Here is a 15,519-nt window from a genome sequence, read left to right as displayed (position 1 = left end):
TCCGTGCCGCTGCCTCGCGCGTGCACAGGTAGGTGCCGCGTGCGGCGATGTCGAACTGCCGGTCCCAGTCCGCCAGCGTCAGGTCGAAGAACGGCACCCGCCCCAGCATCGGCGCGGCCGCGTTGTTGACCAGCACGTCGATGCCGCCCAGCTGGGTCGTGACGTGCTCGAGCATCGCGACGACGGCGTCCGGGTCGGAGACATCGGCATCGAAAGCCGTGGCCGTGGTGTTGCGCTCCTGCAGCGCGGTCGCGAGCGCCTGCGCTTCGCCCGGCACGATCCCGTTGATCGCGACCGCGGCCCCCTCGGCGGCGAACCGCTCCACGAGCGCCTTCCCGATGTTCCGGGATCCGCCGGTCACCAGCACGCGCATGCCGTCGAAGCGGGCGTAGCCGGGAGTGAACGAATCGGTGACATCGGTCATGAGGGGCCACCCACCCGGTCGAGGATGCTGGTCGTCGCACCGGTGTCCCAGGTCAGCGGGCCGGCGATCGCGGCCAGCCGCTCGGGGTCGATCTCGACGCCGAGACCTGGCCCGACTGGCGGCACCAGGGCGCCGTCGCGGTACTCGAGCGGATCCTTCACCACGTCGGCGGTGTACAGCAGCGGCCCGACCGGGTCCGCCGCGACCGTGGCCGCAGCGCTCGTCACGCCCAGGTGCGCGGCGGCTGCGGTCCCGATCGCGAGCTCCTGCGTGGTGCCGATCAGGCAGGCAAGGCCCGCGGACTCGGCGATCGAGACCACCCGGAGCGCCGCCGTCAGCCCCCCGAGGGCAAACAGCCCGACATTGAGAACATCGACAGCACGCGCACCTGCGAGACGCAGCCCCGCCGCGCCGTCGTACACATGCTCGCTCACCGGGACGAGCGTTCGACGGCGTACCTCGCCAAGACCGGCGATGTCACCTTCGTGGGCCGGTGCCTCCACGAGCGCGTAGTCGAGCTCGATCGTGCGCTCGATGAAGCGGATCGCCTGCGTGGAGTCCAGCAGGTTGGAGAAGTCGAGGGACTTGATCTGCACGGTGTCGCCGAAGCGATCCCGCAACGCGCGCAGGAACCGCTCGTCGAGGCCGAGATCGCCCCCTACGTAGACGCGGAACATCGTGAAGCCTTCAGCCAGACGAGACCGCACCACCTCCAGGTTCGCCTCGATGTCGGCCTCCGCGCGCTGGCGGAAGATGGGGTAAGCGACCGGGAGGGTGGGGCGTACCTGGCCACCGAGCAGGTCGCTGACGCTGCGCCCGCCGGCCTTGCCGCGCAGGTCCCACAACGCGATGTCGATCCCGCAGCGGATCACGGCGCCCTTGTCGTAGAGCGACCCGGCGGAGGGGAATGCCTGCTCCAGCAGGGTGGTCGCGCGGTTCGCAGCCCAGATGTCCAGACCCACGAGCATCGCCTCGAGGCTGCGCTGCAGGTCGACGACATCCACGTGGAAGCGTGGCAGGTGCTGGAAGTCGGACATCTCGCCGATGCCGACGAGGCCGTCGTCGGTCTCCAGCTCCACGATCACGTGCCCGCAGATCAGACCGGTGCTGCGCGGAGTGTTGACCGAGGTGAGTCGGACCGCGGTGATCGCGGTCATTCGGACGCCTGCTCGTCGAGAGCCTTCAGCAGGGTGGCTGCGGAGGCGGTGATGTGCTCTCGGAGCAGCCGCGGCGCGGCCTCGGCATCGCCCTTCTCGTAGTGCTCGAGCAGCTCGGCGTGCTCGGAAGCCTCGCTCGCGTAGGTGGCGTGCGCACGCCAGCCGGCGGTCGCGATGAAGGTGCTGAGCGACTGCAGCTTGTCGAGGAAGTCGATGAGCAGGTCGTTGCCGCACTCGAGGTACAGCGCGCGATGGAACTCGCGGTTCTTCAGCCCGAGCTGCGCGGTCTCGTCGTCACGGATCAGCGCCTCGGTCTCGGTGAGCGCCCGGCGCGCGGCCTCGTGCGGCGCCGCACCTCGGGCCTCGACGGCGAGGCGGATCGCTTCCGGCTCGACGGCGATGCGCGCGTTGGTCACGTCCTGCACGATCGCCGCGTCGAGCACCCGCACCCGCATGCCCTGGTAGGCGGTGGCGACCACCAGCCCGCTGGACTGGAGCTGTTTGAGCGCCTCGCGGATCGGGGTCTTGGACACCCCGAGCATCGCTGAGAGCTCGCGCTCGACCAGCGGCGTGCCTTGCGGCAGGCGCGCGTCGAGGATCGCGGCCTGGATGACATCTCGGACGCGGTCACCCCGTGAGACGGCCTGCTCCAGCGACAGCTGCGGCGCCGGAGAGGTCGGCGGGGCGCCGGGTCCTCCCTGGAGGGAAACCATGGCCGGATCATAACCAGCCCAATGTCTCGGATCGCAACATCTTGTATCTGGTATCGCATCGCTGATACGTTTCAACGTGTCGGCACGACGTTCGTGCCGCGAGACCACTGGGAGTCGACGATGACTGTGAGAGATCTGAGCCGGCGTGGCGTGCTCATGCTCGGTGCGGCGGGCGTGGCCGTGGCGGCCGCGGGGTGCAATCGCTTCGGTGGCAGCGGTGGCGACGCCCCGCCGTCGGACTCGGGGGACGGCGGTGGTAGCGGTGGTGCGAGCGGCACCGTGAACATGGCGTGGTGGGGCGATGCCTCCCGCGCCGAGCTGACCGAGGCCGGCCTCGACCTGTTCCGCGAGGCCAGCGGGATCACCGTGACCACCGAGTTCCAGTCCGGCAGCGCGTACGACGACCGGATGGCAGTCCGGTTCGCCGGAGGAAACCCGCCGGACCTGTTCGCCGCCCGCCGCGAGAGGTTGCGCGACTTCGGTGACCGCGGCAGCTTGCTGGAGCTCCCCGTCGGTGACGGTATCGACGTCTCCGGGGTGCCCGAGTCCGTGCTCAACTCCGGCAAGGTGGGCGACGCGCAGTACGGGATCCCGTTCGGCGTGGCTTCGGTCGCGTGGGTGATCGATGCTGCGCTCTACGAGGAGTACGGCGTGGCCGTGCCCGATATGGCGAGCTGGTCCTGGGATGACTTCACCGAGGCTGCCGCCGCCGTGACCGACGCCAGCGACCGCGCGGTGTTCGGCGCCGACTACCCGCTCGACGACTTCCTCACCATGGGCGTGTGGCTGCGTCAGCGTGGCCAGGACATCTGGAACCCCGATGGCACGCCGGGCTTCGACGAGGACGCGATCACCGAGTGGTTCCAGATGTGGGTCGATCTGCGCGATGCCGGAGCGGTTCCGAACGGCGGCGATGTCGAGGATCTCGGTGCGGCGGCCGAGCAGTCCGCGATCGGTCGCGGCCTGGTGGCGAGCTCGTCGATGCCGTCCAACAGCTACGGGGTCTTCAACCCGGCTGTCGGCGGGACCCTGCAGATGGGCTTCTTCCCGGGCGAGTCGCAGGCCGAGCGCCGCGGCCACCAGATCATCCCCGGCGGACACTGGTCGATCAGCGCCACCACAGACGCCGAGGAGGCCGCAGCGCAGCTGCTGGACTTCCTGGTGAACGACGTCGACGCGAACGTGACGATCGGCGTCACCCGCGGCGCTCCACCGGACGCGGAGGTCGCCGCCGCGGTGGGAGAAACCCTCAACGACGACGACGCCCGCTCGGTCGCGTACCTGGGCGAGCTCGGTGAGTTCGAGCTCGTGGCACCCGTCCCGGACCCGGTGGGTACCTCGGAGCTGAGCGCCGCGCTCGGCACCGCGAGCGAGCGGCTCGTCTTCGGCCAGTCGACACCGCAGGAGGCGGCGGCCGAGGTGATGGCGGTCTTCGCCTGATGGTGGCACCGACAGCGCCCGCAACGCTCCCTTCCGGCCGGGGCTCCTCCCCCGGCCGGAAGGGTCGTCGCGACCGTGGGCGGCACGACTGGACCGCCTACGTGTTCCTCGCGCCGTGGATGGTGGGGATGCTGTTCACGATCATCCCCTTCGGCGCTTCGCTGTACCTGGCCTTCACCGACTACAACCTGTTGTCGGCACCCCAGTGGGTGGGCCTGGAGAACTTCGTGGAGATGGCCGGCGACCGTCGGCTCCGAGCGGCGCTGGCCGTCACCTTCATCTACACGTTCGTGTCGGTGCCGCTGTCGCTGATCGTGGCGCTCGCGGTCGCGGCCTTCCTCAACCGTGGCGTACGCGGACTGCCGGTGTATCGCGCGATCTTCTACCTGCCGTCGCTGCTCGGGTCGAGCGTGGCGGTCGTGATGCTCTGGCGCGCGATCTTCGGCGCCGACGGCGTGATCAACAAGTTCCTCGCGATCGTCGGCATCCCTGGTGCCTCCTGGGTGTCGCAGCCCGACACCGCGCTCGGGGTGCTGATCACGCTGAACGTGTGGACCTTCGGCGCGCCGATGGTGATCTTCTTGGCCGCGCTGCGCCAGGTGCCGACCGTGTACTACGAGGCCGCGGCGATCGACGGCGCGAGCAGGTTGCGCCGGTTCTGGTCGATCACGGTGCCGATGATCAGCCCGATCATCTTCTTCAACCTCGTGCTCTCGCTGATCGGCTCGCTGCAGACCTTCACGCAGGGCTACGTGATGAGCGGCGGATCGGGCGGGCCCGCCGACTCCACCCTGTTCTACAACCTGTACCTGTATCAGAAGGGGTTCACGCAGTTCTCGATGGGGTACGCCTCGGCGATGGCGTGGCTGCTGCTCCTGATCGTGGCGGGCTTCACCGCCGTCAACTTCCTCGCCCAGCGCTACTGGGTCTTCTACGAGAAGTGAGGGGAGCCAACATGAGCACAGACATGAGCACCGCAGCGCGCACGCGCACGCGCCCAGACCGCCGAGCCACTTCGCCCGACGAGGACCTCACGTTCGAGCGCATGCAGTCCAGCGGCTGGACCCGGTTCGGCAAGCACCTCGCACTGTGTGCAGTCGGGGCGGTCCTCATCTATCCGCTGCTGTGGCTGGTCTCATCCTCGTTCAAGCCGGACGCGCTGATCTTCCGCGACCTCAGCCTGTGGCCCAGCGAGTGGGACTTCAGCCACTACGTGGAGGGCTGGACGGCGCTCGCGTACCCGTTCCACGTGTACCTGATCAACTCCACGATCATCGTGGTGCTCAGCGTGATCGGAAACCTGGTCTCGTGCGCGATGGCCGCCTACGCCTTCGCGCGCCTGGAGTTCCACGGCCGCAAGACGATGTTCGCCATGATGCTCGGCACGCTGATGCTGCCGGGGCACGTGCTGCTGGTGCCCCAGTACATCGTGTTCTCGGCACTCGGCTGGCTCGACACCTACCTGCCGCTGATCGTGCCGACCTACCTGGCCACGAACGCGTTCTACATCTTCCTCATGGTGCAGTTCATGCGGAGCCTGCCGCGTGAGCTCGACGAGGCGGCGCGGATCGACGGTTGCGGTTCGTTCCGCATCTTCGGCCGCATCGTGCTGCCGCTGTGCACGCCCGCGTTGGCCACCACGGCGATCTTCACGGTGATCGGCGTGTGGAACGAGTTCTTCACCCCGTTGCTCTACCTGAGCACGGCTGAGCTGTACACCGTGCCGATGGCGCTGCAGCAGTTCTCGGACTCCGAGGGCACGAGCTCGTGGGGTCCGATGTTCGCGATGTCGCTCGTCTCGATCGCTCCGATCATCGGGTTCTTCATCGCGGGCCAGAAGTACCTGATCAACGGCATCGCCACCACCGGTCTGAAGTAGCCGAACCACCCTCACCAACCAAGGAGCTGTTCCCTCGTGTCACACCAGCCCTCCTACGTCGTCAGCGTGGCGGCGGGAGCAGGTTCTGCCATCGCCCACGGCGTCGACCTCCTTCTCGAGGCGATGACCGCGGCCGGCGTCTCGGTCAAGCGTGCCGAGACGCCGCTCGGGGACCGGATCCAGCGCCCGGCAGCGGACCACCCCACCCTCGTGGTCATCGGGGAGCGTGCCTCGACGCCCGCGATCGCCGAGCTCGAGCAGCAGGAGTGGCTGCTCTACAACAACGGTGAGCCCGGGGTGAACGGGTACTACGTGGCGGTGCTGCCCGGCCGCATCGTGGTGGTGACCGGCGGCGACGACAACGGTGTCCTGTACGGATGCCAGGAGCTGGCACGCGCCGTGGCCGAGCACGGAGAGATCCCGCTCGATCTCGAGCACGGCGAGACCCCTGACCTGGCGCTGCGCGGGCCGGCGATCGGGCTGCAGCTGACCGAGGTCGAAGCGCCGCGACAGGTGTACGAGTACCCGATCACGCCCGAGCGGTTCGGTTGGTTCTACGACCGCGACCACTGGCTCGAGGTGCTCGAGACGCTGCTGGAACAGCGCGCCAACGCGCTCTACCTCTGGAGCGGGCACCCGTTCAGCTCATTCGTGGCGCTGCCCGACTTCCCGGAGGCGCTGGAGGTCACCGAGGAGGAGCTGGCGCGCAACCGGGAGACCCTCGCGTGGCTGACCGAGGAGGCGAGCCGCCGCGGCGTGCGCGTGTTCCTCAAGTTCTACAACATCCACATCCCGCTGCCGTTCTCGCAGCACCACGACATCCCGCTGCGGCAGCCCAAGCCCACCGAGCTGGTCAGCCGGTACACGCAGGCCGCGATCGCCGCGTTCGTGGCCGACTTCCCGCAGGTCGGGCTCTACGTGTGCCTGGGCGAGGTGCTGCAGGGCGACCTCTACGGTGCGGAGTGGTTCACCGAGACGATCCTGCCCGGCATCGAGGCCGGCGTGGCGCGTGCAGGCGTCACCGACGTGCCGCCGGTGCTGCTGCGTGCGCACGCACTCGACCCGAAGCCGGTGATCGACGCCACCGGTGACCGGTACCCGGCTCTGCACACCGAGGCCAAGTACAACGGCGAGTCGCTCACCACGTGGAACCCGCGCGGCAAGTGGCAGGAGCTGCACCAGTACCTGGCCTCGCTCGGTGGCATCCACGTCATCAACATCCACATCCTGTCCGACCTCGAACCCTTCAGGTACGGATCCGTCACCTTCATCCGCCGCAGCGTGCAGGCGATCCGGCACCGACTGAAGAGTCACGGTCTGCATCTGTACCCGATGTTCTACTGGGAGTGGCCGGTCTCACCCGACGTCGCCGAACCGAGGCTGCGCCAGCTCGACCGCGACTGGCTCTGGTTCGCGGCGTGGCACCGCTATGCGTGGAAGTCGGACCGCGACCCAGCGGCCGAGCAGCACTACTGGACCCAGCGCCTCGCCGAGCAGTTCGGCAGCGAGGAGGCAGGAGCCGCCGCCCTCGCCACGTACGAGGCGATGGGTCAGGTCGCGCCCCGGCTGCTGCGCCGGCTCGGCATCACCGAGGGCAACCGGCAGACCTTCAGCCTCGGCATGACGCTGAGCCAGCTCACCAACCCGCACCGGCACCGAGCCTGGGACGACCTGTGGGAGTCCCATGCGCCGGCGGGTGAGCGGCTGGAGGAGTTCGTCGCACGCGAGGTCGCGGGCGAACCGCACATCGGGGAGACCCCGCTCGACGTGATCGAGGAGGGCCGAGCCTTCTCGCAGAAGGCGCTCACCGCCGTCGAGCAGGGCCGTGAGGTGGTGACCGAGAACAGCCAGGAGTACGGGCGACTGGCCACGGATGCCCGGGCGATCGCGCTGATCGCCGAGTTCTACGACCTGCGGGTGCGGGCGGCGGTCGAGATCCTGTACGCGCGGGAGCAGCAGACCGGGGACTACGCCGCGATCACGCCGCGGCTACGGGCAGCGATCGCGCTGGTCGAGCAGAGCATCGAGGTCTACCGGGGCCTCGCCGACCTGACCGAAGGCACCTACCTCTACGCGAACAGCATGCGCACACCGCAGCGCAAGGTGCCCTACCCCAACGGGAAGGACTTCGGCCACTGGCAGCAGGTGCTGCCGATGTACGAGGCGGAGCTGGCCAACCTGCGCGCCAACACCGAGACACTCGAGCGCGGTGAGCTTCCCGGCCCCGTGGCCGAGCGGACCCTGCAGCCGGAGCCGTTCCGCGGCATCGACCTCACGGTGCACTCCGAGGGCGCCGAGGCGTTCGAGGTGCGCGAGGGAGCCGAGCTGTTCCCGGACGCGACCAGCCCGATCACGCGTCTCGCCGTCGAGCTGACCGGTCTCACGGGAGTGCGGTTCAACAAGTCGGTCGCGACCGAGGGGCAGAGCGAGCTCGAGTTCGAGCTGCCTGTGGACGGACACCTGCTGGTCGGCTACTTCAAGGAGAAGCACCCGCGCTGGCTGCAGGTGCCAGACCTGGAGACCAACACCCACGCCGACGACCGAGGTGGGCTCGCGCCGGTGCTTGTCGGGGCGATCTCGGCCGAGTGGCACCCGATCGTGGACGTCCACGCGTTCAGGTACGAGGCGGGCCGCCACACCTTCGCGCCGGGCAGCGGTGCGTATGTGGTCCTCGGGGCCGTGGCGGCCGACCAGGAGTTCACAGGCCGTAGTGTTCTGATGGCAGACGCAGAGAACGACACGTTCGACTGGCTCTACGAGGAACCCCGATGACGCTTACGGAGGCTGCGACCGCGGCCAACCCCTTCGACAAGCACCACTTCGACTACTCGCCCTGGTACTTCTGGGGCCGCGCCACCGAGGCGGAGCAGGAGGCCCAGCTCGAGCTGCAGCGGCAGTTCGCCGCCGGTGACGCCGACGTCACGATCGGCGAGAAGTGCTTCATCTCGCCGATCGCCGCGGTACAGATGGACACGCTCGTGCTCGGCACGCGCTCCTACATCGCCGGCCACGCGTACGTGACCGGCACGCTGATCACGGGTGAGCACTGCACGATCAACGCGTTCACGGTGGTGCGCGGCGACGTCCGCATGGGCGATGCGGTGCGGATCGGCGCGCACACCTCGATCCTCGCGTTCAACCACACGATGAGCGACCCCGACACGGAGGTCTTCCGCCAGCCGATCTCACAGCGGGGTGTGGTGATCGGCAACGACGTGTGGATCGGCTCGCAGGTGGTGATCCTCGACGGCGTCACGATCGGCGACAAGTCGGTCATCGCCGCTGGGTCCGTGGTCACCAAGGATGTGCCCGCCGGCGCGATCGTGGCCGGCAACCCGGCCCGCGTGAAGAAGTGGCGGGTGCCGGGGTTGGCGCCGCAGCAGCAGGCCGAGAACGCCGTCGGGGCCTCGCTCGCCGAGGAGGTGGCCGCCTTCGCGCAAGCCGCACGGGGCGACGCCGAGAAGATCCTCGCGGCCTCGTGGGACCCCTCGATCGCCGACGGCCGCTACCTCGACGCCCCAGGCGGCGTGCCCACCGTCCGCGCCCACTGCGACGCCATCGAGATCGCCGCCTATCTGCTGGGTGACGTGCCGCCGCAGCTGAGCCGGGACGAGCACGTGCGCCGGCTCGCGTTGCTGCAGGATCCGGCAACCGGTCTCGTGGCTCCGTTCGACGAGACCGGGCTGCCGGGCACGGTCGACCTCACGGTCCGCGAGCCCCAGGCTGCCTACCACGTGCTCTGCGTCGGGTACGCACTCGACCTGCTCGGCGCGGGATTCACCCACCCGATCACCGCCGTCGAGAATCTCGGAGCCGACGGCCTGCTCGCCGAGCTCGATGCCCTGCCCTGGGCCGAGCGCACCTGGTCGAGCGGACACTTCGTGGACATGTACGGCACCGCGCTGCTGTGGAACCGCCGCCACGGCACCCCGCGCAACGCGGCCACCGCGGCCGCGCTGTTCGGCTGGCTCGGCACCCACGTGGATCGGGCGACCGGCATGTGGGGACACGCGCTACCGAAGAGCGGGCTGCTGGAGATCGTCAACGGCTTCTACCGCGCCTCGCGCGGCACGTACGCGCAGTTCGGCATGCCGCTGCCCGACCGTGAGCAGGTCATCGACACCGTGCTGCGGCACGCCCAGGACGCCCGGTTCTTCGCCCGTGAGACGCAGAACGCGTGCAACGTGCTCGACGTCGCCCACCCGCTCTGGCTCGCCGGCCGCGACATCGACTACCGCCGCGACGAGATCCAGGCGCTTGCCACCCGGCTGCTCCGCGACGCGCTCTCGCACTGGCAGCCCGGCCGCGGCTTCGGCTTCGCCGCACCTTCCGGCACCGGTCGCAACCCTGCCCAAGAGGCGCCGCACTTCCAAGGCACCGAGATGTGGCTCGCCATCATCTGGCTGCTGGCGGACCTGGTGGGGGTGTCGGGGTCCCTCGGGTACCGGCCGCAGGGGATTCATCGGCCTGAGGCTGCGGAGTTGTTGGTCTGATAGCTGAGAAATTCTCGTTGCGTTCGGTCGGATCCGGAAGATACGTTCGCGGCGAGATACAACCCCGCGTAAACGCACGTGCCCCGCTCCCGCCGCGCCACCCGCCAGGCCCAGCCATCGCCGCGCACGGATCTTCCGGCTCCGCCCTTGGTGAGTGTCGTCGCCATCGCGGTGCATGGCTTGTGCGGTGCCGCGCTCGGTCGTTGTCGCACTCGGGTCTCAGGCAGGATGTTGGGGTGTTCGTCCGACCGCTTGCGCAAGCAGATCTTGACGCGGGTCCTTTCTGGTTCTCCTCGATCGAGCTGCGGGCGGATGGGTGGCGTGATCAGCACACGCGGTCGCTGATCGCTCTCGACGGCCAGGTGCCGGTGGGGGCGGGGCTGATCTGGACATCGCGGGTGCACGGCGCCCGGTACTGGGTCGCCGTGGTCGTGGATCCGGAGCGGCGGCGGCAGGGGATCGGCACCGCGCTGGTTCGCGAGCTGGCGCGGCTGCGCGCACAGCCGCTGGCGTTGATGACACGCGGGTTCGTGGGTTCGCCCGAGCTTGCGTTTGCCGACGCGCTCGGCGCGCGCACGATCCAGGTCGTGCCGCCCATGCACGTCGACGTCGCCCGACGCGACGCCTTGCACGAGGCGACGCCGGAGACCGTGCCAGGCTCCGCCGTCGGGCTCGAGAGCCTCGGGCCCGCCTGGGCGAGCGCCTACGAGTGGTCGCACGCCGAATGGTCGCCGACCGCGCCGAACTTCGCCGGCGCGCTGCTCGAAGGCCTCGAGGACGAGGTCGACCTCGAAGCCACCTCGATCGCGCTCGACGGCGGCGGGTCGGTCGTCGCGTTGTGCGTCGCCTTCACCGATGGTGACGTCCCCGTGCTGTGCGGCGAGACCACCCAGCGTGACACGCTGAACGGCGAGCAGCTGGTGGCGTCGTGTCTGCGACGCACGCTCGACGTGCTGGCCGAGCGGGGTGTGAACGCCGTCGAGATGGACGGCCACGTGAGCGATCCGCACTGGCTGCCCGCGTGGATCCAGCTCGAACCGACCGGCGGCTGGTTCCGGCTCGTCGAGATCGACCCGAAGGAGGCCTGATGGAACGCACGGGAGCGGACGTCGCCGCGCGGATCGAGAGCGTCACCCCGACCCTGCGCAAGCGCGATGCCGAGACCATCGTCGAACTGATGGGGCGTGTCAGCGGACTGGAGCCCGAGCTGTGGAGCGGCGGCATCATCGGGTTCGGCGAGTACTCCTACCGGTACGAGTCTGGCCGCGAGGGCTGCGCGCCGGCGCTCGGGTTCGCGCCCCGGAAGCCGGCCAGCACCATCTATCTGTCCGACGGCGTCGGCGCACACAGTGACGCGCTGGCCCGCCTCGGGCCGCACACCACCGGCGTGGGGTGCCTGTACCTGAAGAACCTCGACGACGTCGACCTCACCGTGCTCGAGCAGATCCTGGCCACCTCCTACGCGACGCTCACGGCCGGGACGTACGGCCAGCGCGCCCGCGAGGGCGGCGCATGAGCCCGCAAGGCGACGCGCGGGCGGCGCTGGGCTCCGCCGTCGAGCAGTCGATCTGGCAACGGGTGCAGCACGCACCCGAGGCGGCCGAGCAACGCGCGCAGGTGGCGGCCGTCGCGGCCGAGAGCCTGCCGCCGGCCGACCTGCCCGAGGAGCGCTATCGCGACTACGCGCTGACCGGTGACCGGGGTGCGTTCGAGGCGCTGTACTTCCAGCGGCGGCGGGGGCTGACCGCGCTCGCGCTCGCCGCGCTTCTCGATCCGGCGGGCCGCACCGACGGGCTGGCCGCCGTGATCGCCGCGATCTGCGACGAGCCGTATTGGGTGCTGCCGGCGCACGCCGCTCGCGACGGGCTCGACCCGCGCCAGACCATCGACCTGTTCGCCGCCGAGACCGGGTCAGCGCTCGCGGAGATCATCGCGCTGCTGGGGGACCGGCTGCCTGCGGACCTGGTGCAGCGCGCTCACGAGCAGGTGATCGCCCGCGTGATCGAGCCCTACGAGCGGCACACGTTCTGGTGGGAGGACTCCCCGAACAACTGGGCGTCGGTGTGCGCGGGGTCGGTCGCGCTCGCGGCGCTGCAGGTGTGCGAGCGGGAGCGCGTGGAGGCGATGCTGCCGCGGCTGCGGGCCTCGTTGCGGCGCTCGCTCGACGGGTACGGCGACGACGGCGTGTGCGTGGAGGGATACGGCTACTGGCGATACGGATTCGGCTACTACCTGGTAGCGACCGAGGCGCTGGACGCGGTGTTCGGGCCCTGCCCGGCGGGAGAGCCGGCGCGCGCGGCCGAGGCGGCCCGGTGGCCGCTGCGGGCGTTCCTGTCCGAGCGAGCGCTGGTGACCTTCGCGGACACCTGGTTGGAGGGCACCGCCGATGCCGGTCTGCTCGCGGGTGCAGAACGCCGCTACGGGGGCGTGGGTGCGCCGGCAGTGGAGTTGGTCGAGACCGAGGTGATCGATGACTGCGGCCGCTGGGCGCTCGCGCTGCGCTCACTGTGCTGGCAGCTCGACGCGGGGACAGGGGCACGCAGCGACGACGCGCCCCGCTGGTACCCGGACGCGCAGTGGTTGGTGGTGCCGGAGGGCGCGCGCAGCCCGATCGGGGTCGCGGTGCGCGGCGGCCACAACGGCGAGCCGCACAATCACAACGACCTCGGCTCGGTCATCGTGGCCCGCGCCGGCCGGATGCTCGTGGCCGATGCCGGCCGCGGCGTCTACGACCGCGACTACTTCGGCCCGAACCGGTACGACAACCCCGCCGCCGGGTCGCAAGGTCACAGCGTCCCGATGCTCGACGGCGTGGTGCAGGCCGAGGGTTCCTCGGCTCGAGCCGAGGTGCTTCATGTGGAGATCGACGACGGCGGCGAGCGGTTCGAGGTCGACCTCACCGCTGCCTACCCGCACCCCGCGCTGACTCGACTGGTGCGCCGGGTCGAGCGACGCGGCGACGAGGTGATCGTCACCGACACGGTGACCGCCACGGAGCCGGTCGCGCTCACGCAGCGGTTCATCACGATGGTCGAGCCCCGTGTGGTGGCCGGCGCGGTACAGGTCGCGGCCGATGGCGCCGACGCCGAGCTGCGGCACGCTCCTGAGGCGACCGTGGTCACCGGCTCGTTCCCTCGCGGCCGTGGCAGCTTCCCGCTACCCGTCCATCACGTCGATCTCACGCTCCCCGCCGCCACCGAGGTCGAGCACAGCGTCACGATCCGGACGAGGAGCGGTCCGCGCGCGTGACGGCTCACAGCTCCGTGCTGTGGGGTGAGGACACCTCGAAGTGATCGGCGAACTCCACGGGGTCGAGGTTCTTCCGCCGGCACCAGGCATCGCTGTGGCAGGTCGTCAGGTAGTGCGCGTGCGCATCGGCGATGAGCGCGACGACCACCTCCGGGCTCGTCGCCCGACGGGCGTGACGGATCGCGGCCCAGAGGCATGCTCCGCTGGACGCTCCCACAGGCGCGTTGACGAGAGAGCGGAGGCGTCGTGCGCCCGCGATGCTGGCGGCATCGGGTGCCTGCGCGATGAGGTCCACGCTGTCTTGATCGAACGACTCCGGCAGCATCGGTCTGCCGATGCCCTCGACCCGCGAGGGCATGCCCGTGCCGTAGTCCTTCACGCCGTAGAGCCAGCCGGGGAGGTACGCAGAGTTCTCCGCGTCCACGCCGACGATCCGATACGTGAGCTGCTCACGTTGCCGGTACGCGTGGAACCCAGCCGCGGTTGCTCCCGACCCCAGCCCGGCCACCACCGTCGTGGGTGGTTCCCCGGTGGCGGCCTCCACCGCCCCGACGACCTGATGTGCGAGCTGCCAGCTGGGTTCGGTCGCCGCAGCCGGTCCCTGAGTGAAGTGATCGAGGTAGAACCCACCCGTGACCTGGGAGATGCGCCTCGCCTCGTCATAGATGCCCGCAGGTGGGGCGTGGGGGACCACGTCGGCGGCCTCGGCGCGGATCAGCTCGATCTTGGCGGCTGCTGTGGACGCCGGGACCACCACGGTGCACGGCAGCTCGAGCAGGCGGCACCAGTAAGCCGCGGCGACGGCGGCGTTCCTGGCGCTGGCGACGACGACCGGGCGGCCGGGTCCCAGCCTGCGCTCGCGGATCAGCCGGTGGAGCACCAGCCGCATCGTGTCGTGCTTCAGGCTGCTCGTGGGATGTCGAGACTCGTCGATCAGGTAGATGCGCGAGCCGGAGGTGAACGATCCTGGCCATGCGATCGCACCGGTGCTGGCGCGGTCGGAGGAGCGTGGGGCGAGCGTCCGCGCCGCTCGTTCCTCCCACGCCCCCTCGTAGGCGTCAGCGTTGCTCGCGGGCATGCGTCAACCCTACGAGCGCAGGCACGCTCAGGCCTCGCCGGTGCGGCGGGTATAGGTCAGCACGGCGTTGCCTGCGGGTGTGCTCACCGACTCCACGAGCTGCAGCCGGGTGAGCGGAAACGACTCGTCGAACAGTCGCACGCCCTCGGGCGTCACGGCCGGGTGGACGGTGAGGGTGAGGTTGTCGATCGCCCCTGCCTCGAACAGCGACCGGACGGTGCGGATCCCGCCGGTGACCGTGATGCGCCCGTCGGCGTTCGCGGCGAGGTGCTGCACGTACGTCGCGGGCCGGTCGCGAGCGTGCTGTTCCACTCCAGCGGCTCGGACAGGGTGGAGCTGATCACGTGCTTGCGCACCGGGTTGATGAAGGCGCCGAACGGATCATCGGAGCCCGGCCAGTAGTCCTTCCACTCCTGCCACAGGGTGCGGCCGATCACCACATCGGTGACGCCGTCGATCGCGTTCTGCATGCCTTCCATCTCGGCCTCTCCGAACGCGTCGAACTGCCACAGGTGAGGCGACTCGACCACGCCGTTGAGGGAGTAGAAGAGGTGAGCACCGACTGGCTGCGCCATGAGATTCCTCCTGTTTCAGTGAGCGGCTGGTCCGCCCTCCTGCTCTGGTAGACGAGGCGACCGGCCGAAACTGGTCGGTCGGGCTCAGACAATGACCGAAGGCAGCCCCAACAGCTCGAAGACCGAGGCATCGAGGTAGTGGGTGATGTCGCTGATGCCCTCGGCCGACACCTCCAGCACATGCACCGCGAACGGCTCCCACCGGCCGGGCTCGGCCACGTGGTAGCAGGCGGCTGCTGGACGGCCGTTGAGTCGGCCGGTGGTGATCCGCGAGTCCCTGCACACGGTGCCGGGGCCGCGCCAGAACTGCTCGATGCCCGCGCGCCCTCGCAGCCAGAACGGCAGCGGCGGCATCGAGAACGTCGCGTCCTCGGCGAGCAACCGCACCAGTCGGTCCACGTCGTAGGCCTCGAACGCCTCGACGTACCTCTCGACCATCTCCTGCTCGACGGCGTCGCCCGGGTGGGCGGGTACCTCACCTGATCGGATGCGCATCGTCGACCTCGCTCGA

15 protein-coding genes are annotated in these 15,519 nt (G+C 69.8%); 9 read left to right on the top strand and 6 right to left on the bottom strand.

From position 1 onward, the window contains the following. The 3 genes from ACOJSN_RS03465 to ACOJSN_RS03455 all read right to left on the bottom strand — a co-directional run. On the bottom strand, positions 1-424 hold a 424-nt coding region (locus ACOJSN_RS03465), incomplete at its 3' end, for an SDR family NAD(P)-dependent oxidoreductase (protein ID WP_420111116.1). Then, positions 421-1,581 carry a mandelate racemase/muconate lactonizing enzyme family protein gene (locus ACOJSN_RS03460; RefSeq protein WP_420111115.1) on the bottom strand — a complete coding sequence of 387 codons (1,161 nt, stop codon included), beginning with the start codon at positions 1,579-1,581 and terminating at the stop codon, positions 421-423. The genes ACOJSN_RS03460 and ACOJSN_RS03465, both read right to left, overlap by 4 nt. Continuing rightward, the gene (locus tag ACOJSN_RS03455; RefSeq protein ID WP_420111114.1) at positions 1,578-2,294 is read right to left on the bottom strand and encodes a GntR family transcriptional regulator; all 717 of its coding nucleotides are present in this window, start codon (positions 2,292-2,294) and stop codon (positions 1,578-1,580) included. Before ACOJSN_RS03455 ends, ACOJSN_RS03460 begins: the two co-directional genes overlap by 4 nt. A gap of 120 nt (positions 2,295-2,414) precedes the next feature. On the opposite strand from ACOJSN_RS03455, the gene ACOJSN_RS03450 reads away from it, so the two are divergent. The 8 genes from ACOJSN_RS03450 to ACOJSN_RS03415 all read left to right on the top strand — a co-directional run bounded on the left by ACOJSN_RS03450 (position 2,415) and on the right by ACOJSN_RS03415 (position 13,355). Further along, on the top strand, positions 2,415-3,734 hold the full coding sequence (locus ACOJSN_RS03450) for an ABC transporter substrate-binding protein (RefSeq protein ID WP_420111113.1): 1,320 nt from the start codon (positions 2,415-2,417) through the stop codon (positions 3,732-3,734). Continuing rightward, entirely contained in the window at positions 3,734-4,678 is a 945-nt protein-coding gene (locus tag ACOJSN_RS03445) for a carbohydrate ABC transporter permease (protein ID WP_420111112.1), read from the top strand. Before ACOJSN_RS03450 ends, ACOJSN_RS03445 begins: the two co-directional genes overlap by 1 nt. 11 nt (positions 4,679-4,689) lie before the next feature. Continuing rightward, a complete protein-coding gene (locus tag ACOJSN_RS03440) occupies positions 4,690-5,613 on the top strand; it encodes a carbohydrate ABC transporter permease (protein ID WP_420111111.1) in 924 nt (307 codons plus the stop codon). 36 nt (positions 5,614-5,649) lie between these two features. Next, entirely contained in the window at positions 5,650-8,385 is a 2,736-nt protein-coding gene (locus ACOJSN_RS03435; RefSeq protein WP_420111110.1) for a hypothetical protein, read from the top strand. Continuing rightward, complete coding sequence (locus ACOJSN_RS03430) at positions 8,382-10,106, top strand: acyltransferase (protein WP_420111109.1); 1,725 nt, start codon at positions 8,382-8,384, stop codon at positions 10,104-10,106. The genes ACOJSN_RS03435 and ACOJSN_RS03430 overlap by 4 nt, the downstream gene beginning before the upstream one ends. A 236-nt stretch (positions 10,107-10,342) precedes the next feature. Continuing rightward, positions 10,343-11,194: a GNAT family N-acetyltransferase gene (locus ACOJSN_RS03425; RefSeq protein WP_420111108.1), complete on the top strand. Its 852-nt coding sequence runs from the start codon at positions 10,343-10,345 to the stop codon at positions 11,192-11,194. After that, the gene (locus ACOJSN_RS03420; protein ID WP_420111107.1) at positions 11,194-11,622 is read left to right on the top strand and encodes a DUF1801 domain-containing protein; all 429 of its coding nucleotides are present in this window, start codon (positions 11,194-11,196) and stop codon (positions 11,620-11,622) included. The genes ACOJSN_RS03425 and ACOJSN_RS03420 overlap by 1 nt, the downstream gene beginning before the upstream one ends. Next, the gene (locus tag ACOJSN_RS03415) at positions 11,619-13,355 is read left to right on the top strand and encodes a heparinase II/III domain-containing protein (protein ID WP_420111106.1); all 1,737 of its coding nucleotides are present in this window, start codon (positions 11,619-11,621) and stop codon (positions 13,353-13,355) included. Before ACOJSN_RS03420 ends, ACOJSN_RS03415 begins: the two co-directional genes overlap by 4 nt. A gap of 4 nt (positions 13,356-13,359) precedes the next feature. On the opposite strand, the gene ACOJSN_RS03410 is transcribed toward ACOJSN_RS03415, so the two are convergent. Both ACOJSN_RS03410 and ACOJSN_RS03405 read right to left on the bottom strand, forming a co-directional pair. After that, complete coding sequence (locus tag ACOJSN_RS03410) at positions 13,360-14,433, bottom strand: pyridoxal-phosphate dependent enzyme (RefSeq protein ID WP_420111105.1); 1,074 nt, start codon at positions 14,431-14,433, stop codon at positions 13,360-13,362. 27 nt (positions 14,434-14,460) lie between these two features. Next, a complete protein-coding gene (locus ACOJSN_RS03405; RefSeq protein WP_420111104.1) occupies positions 14,461-14,745 on the bottom strand; it encodes a dihydrofolate reductase family protein in 285 nt (94 codons plus the stop codon). A 32-nt stretch (positions 14,746-14,777) separates the two neighbouring features. Here ACOJSN_RS03405 and ACOJSN_RS03400 point away from each other — a divergent pair, with 32 nt between their 5' ends. After that, a complete protein-coding gene (locus ACOJSN_RS03400; RefSeq protein ID WP_420111103.1) occupies positions 14,778-15,059 on the top strand; it encodes a hypothetical protein in 282 nt (93 codons plus the stop codon). Positions 15,060-15,092: 33 nt separating this feature from the next. Here ACOJSN_RS03400 and ACOJSN_RS03395 read toward each other — a convergent pair. Beyond that, positions 15,093-15,519, bottom strand: a 427-nt coding sequence (locus ACOJSN_RS03395) for a nuclear transport factor 2 family protein (protein ID WP_420111102.1), incomplete at its 5' end; no start/stop codon positions are given.

This window comes from Pseudactinotalea sp., from assembly GCF_048594945.1.
In the GTDB taxonomy this organism is placed as follows: Bacteria; Actinomycetota; Actinomycetes; order Actinomycetales; family Beutenbergiaceae; genus Pseudactinotalea.
The sequence above is the reverse complement of the archived record's forward strand: the minus strand, read 5'-3'. Positions and strand labels throughout refer to the sequence as shown.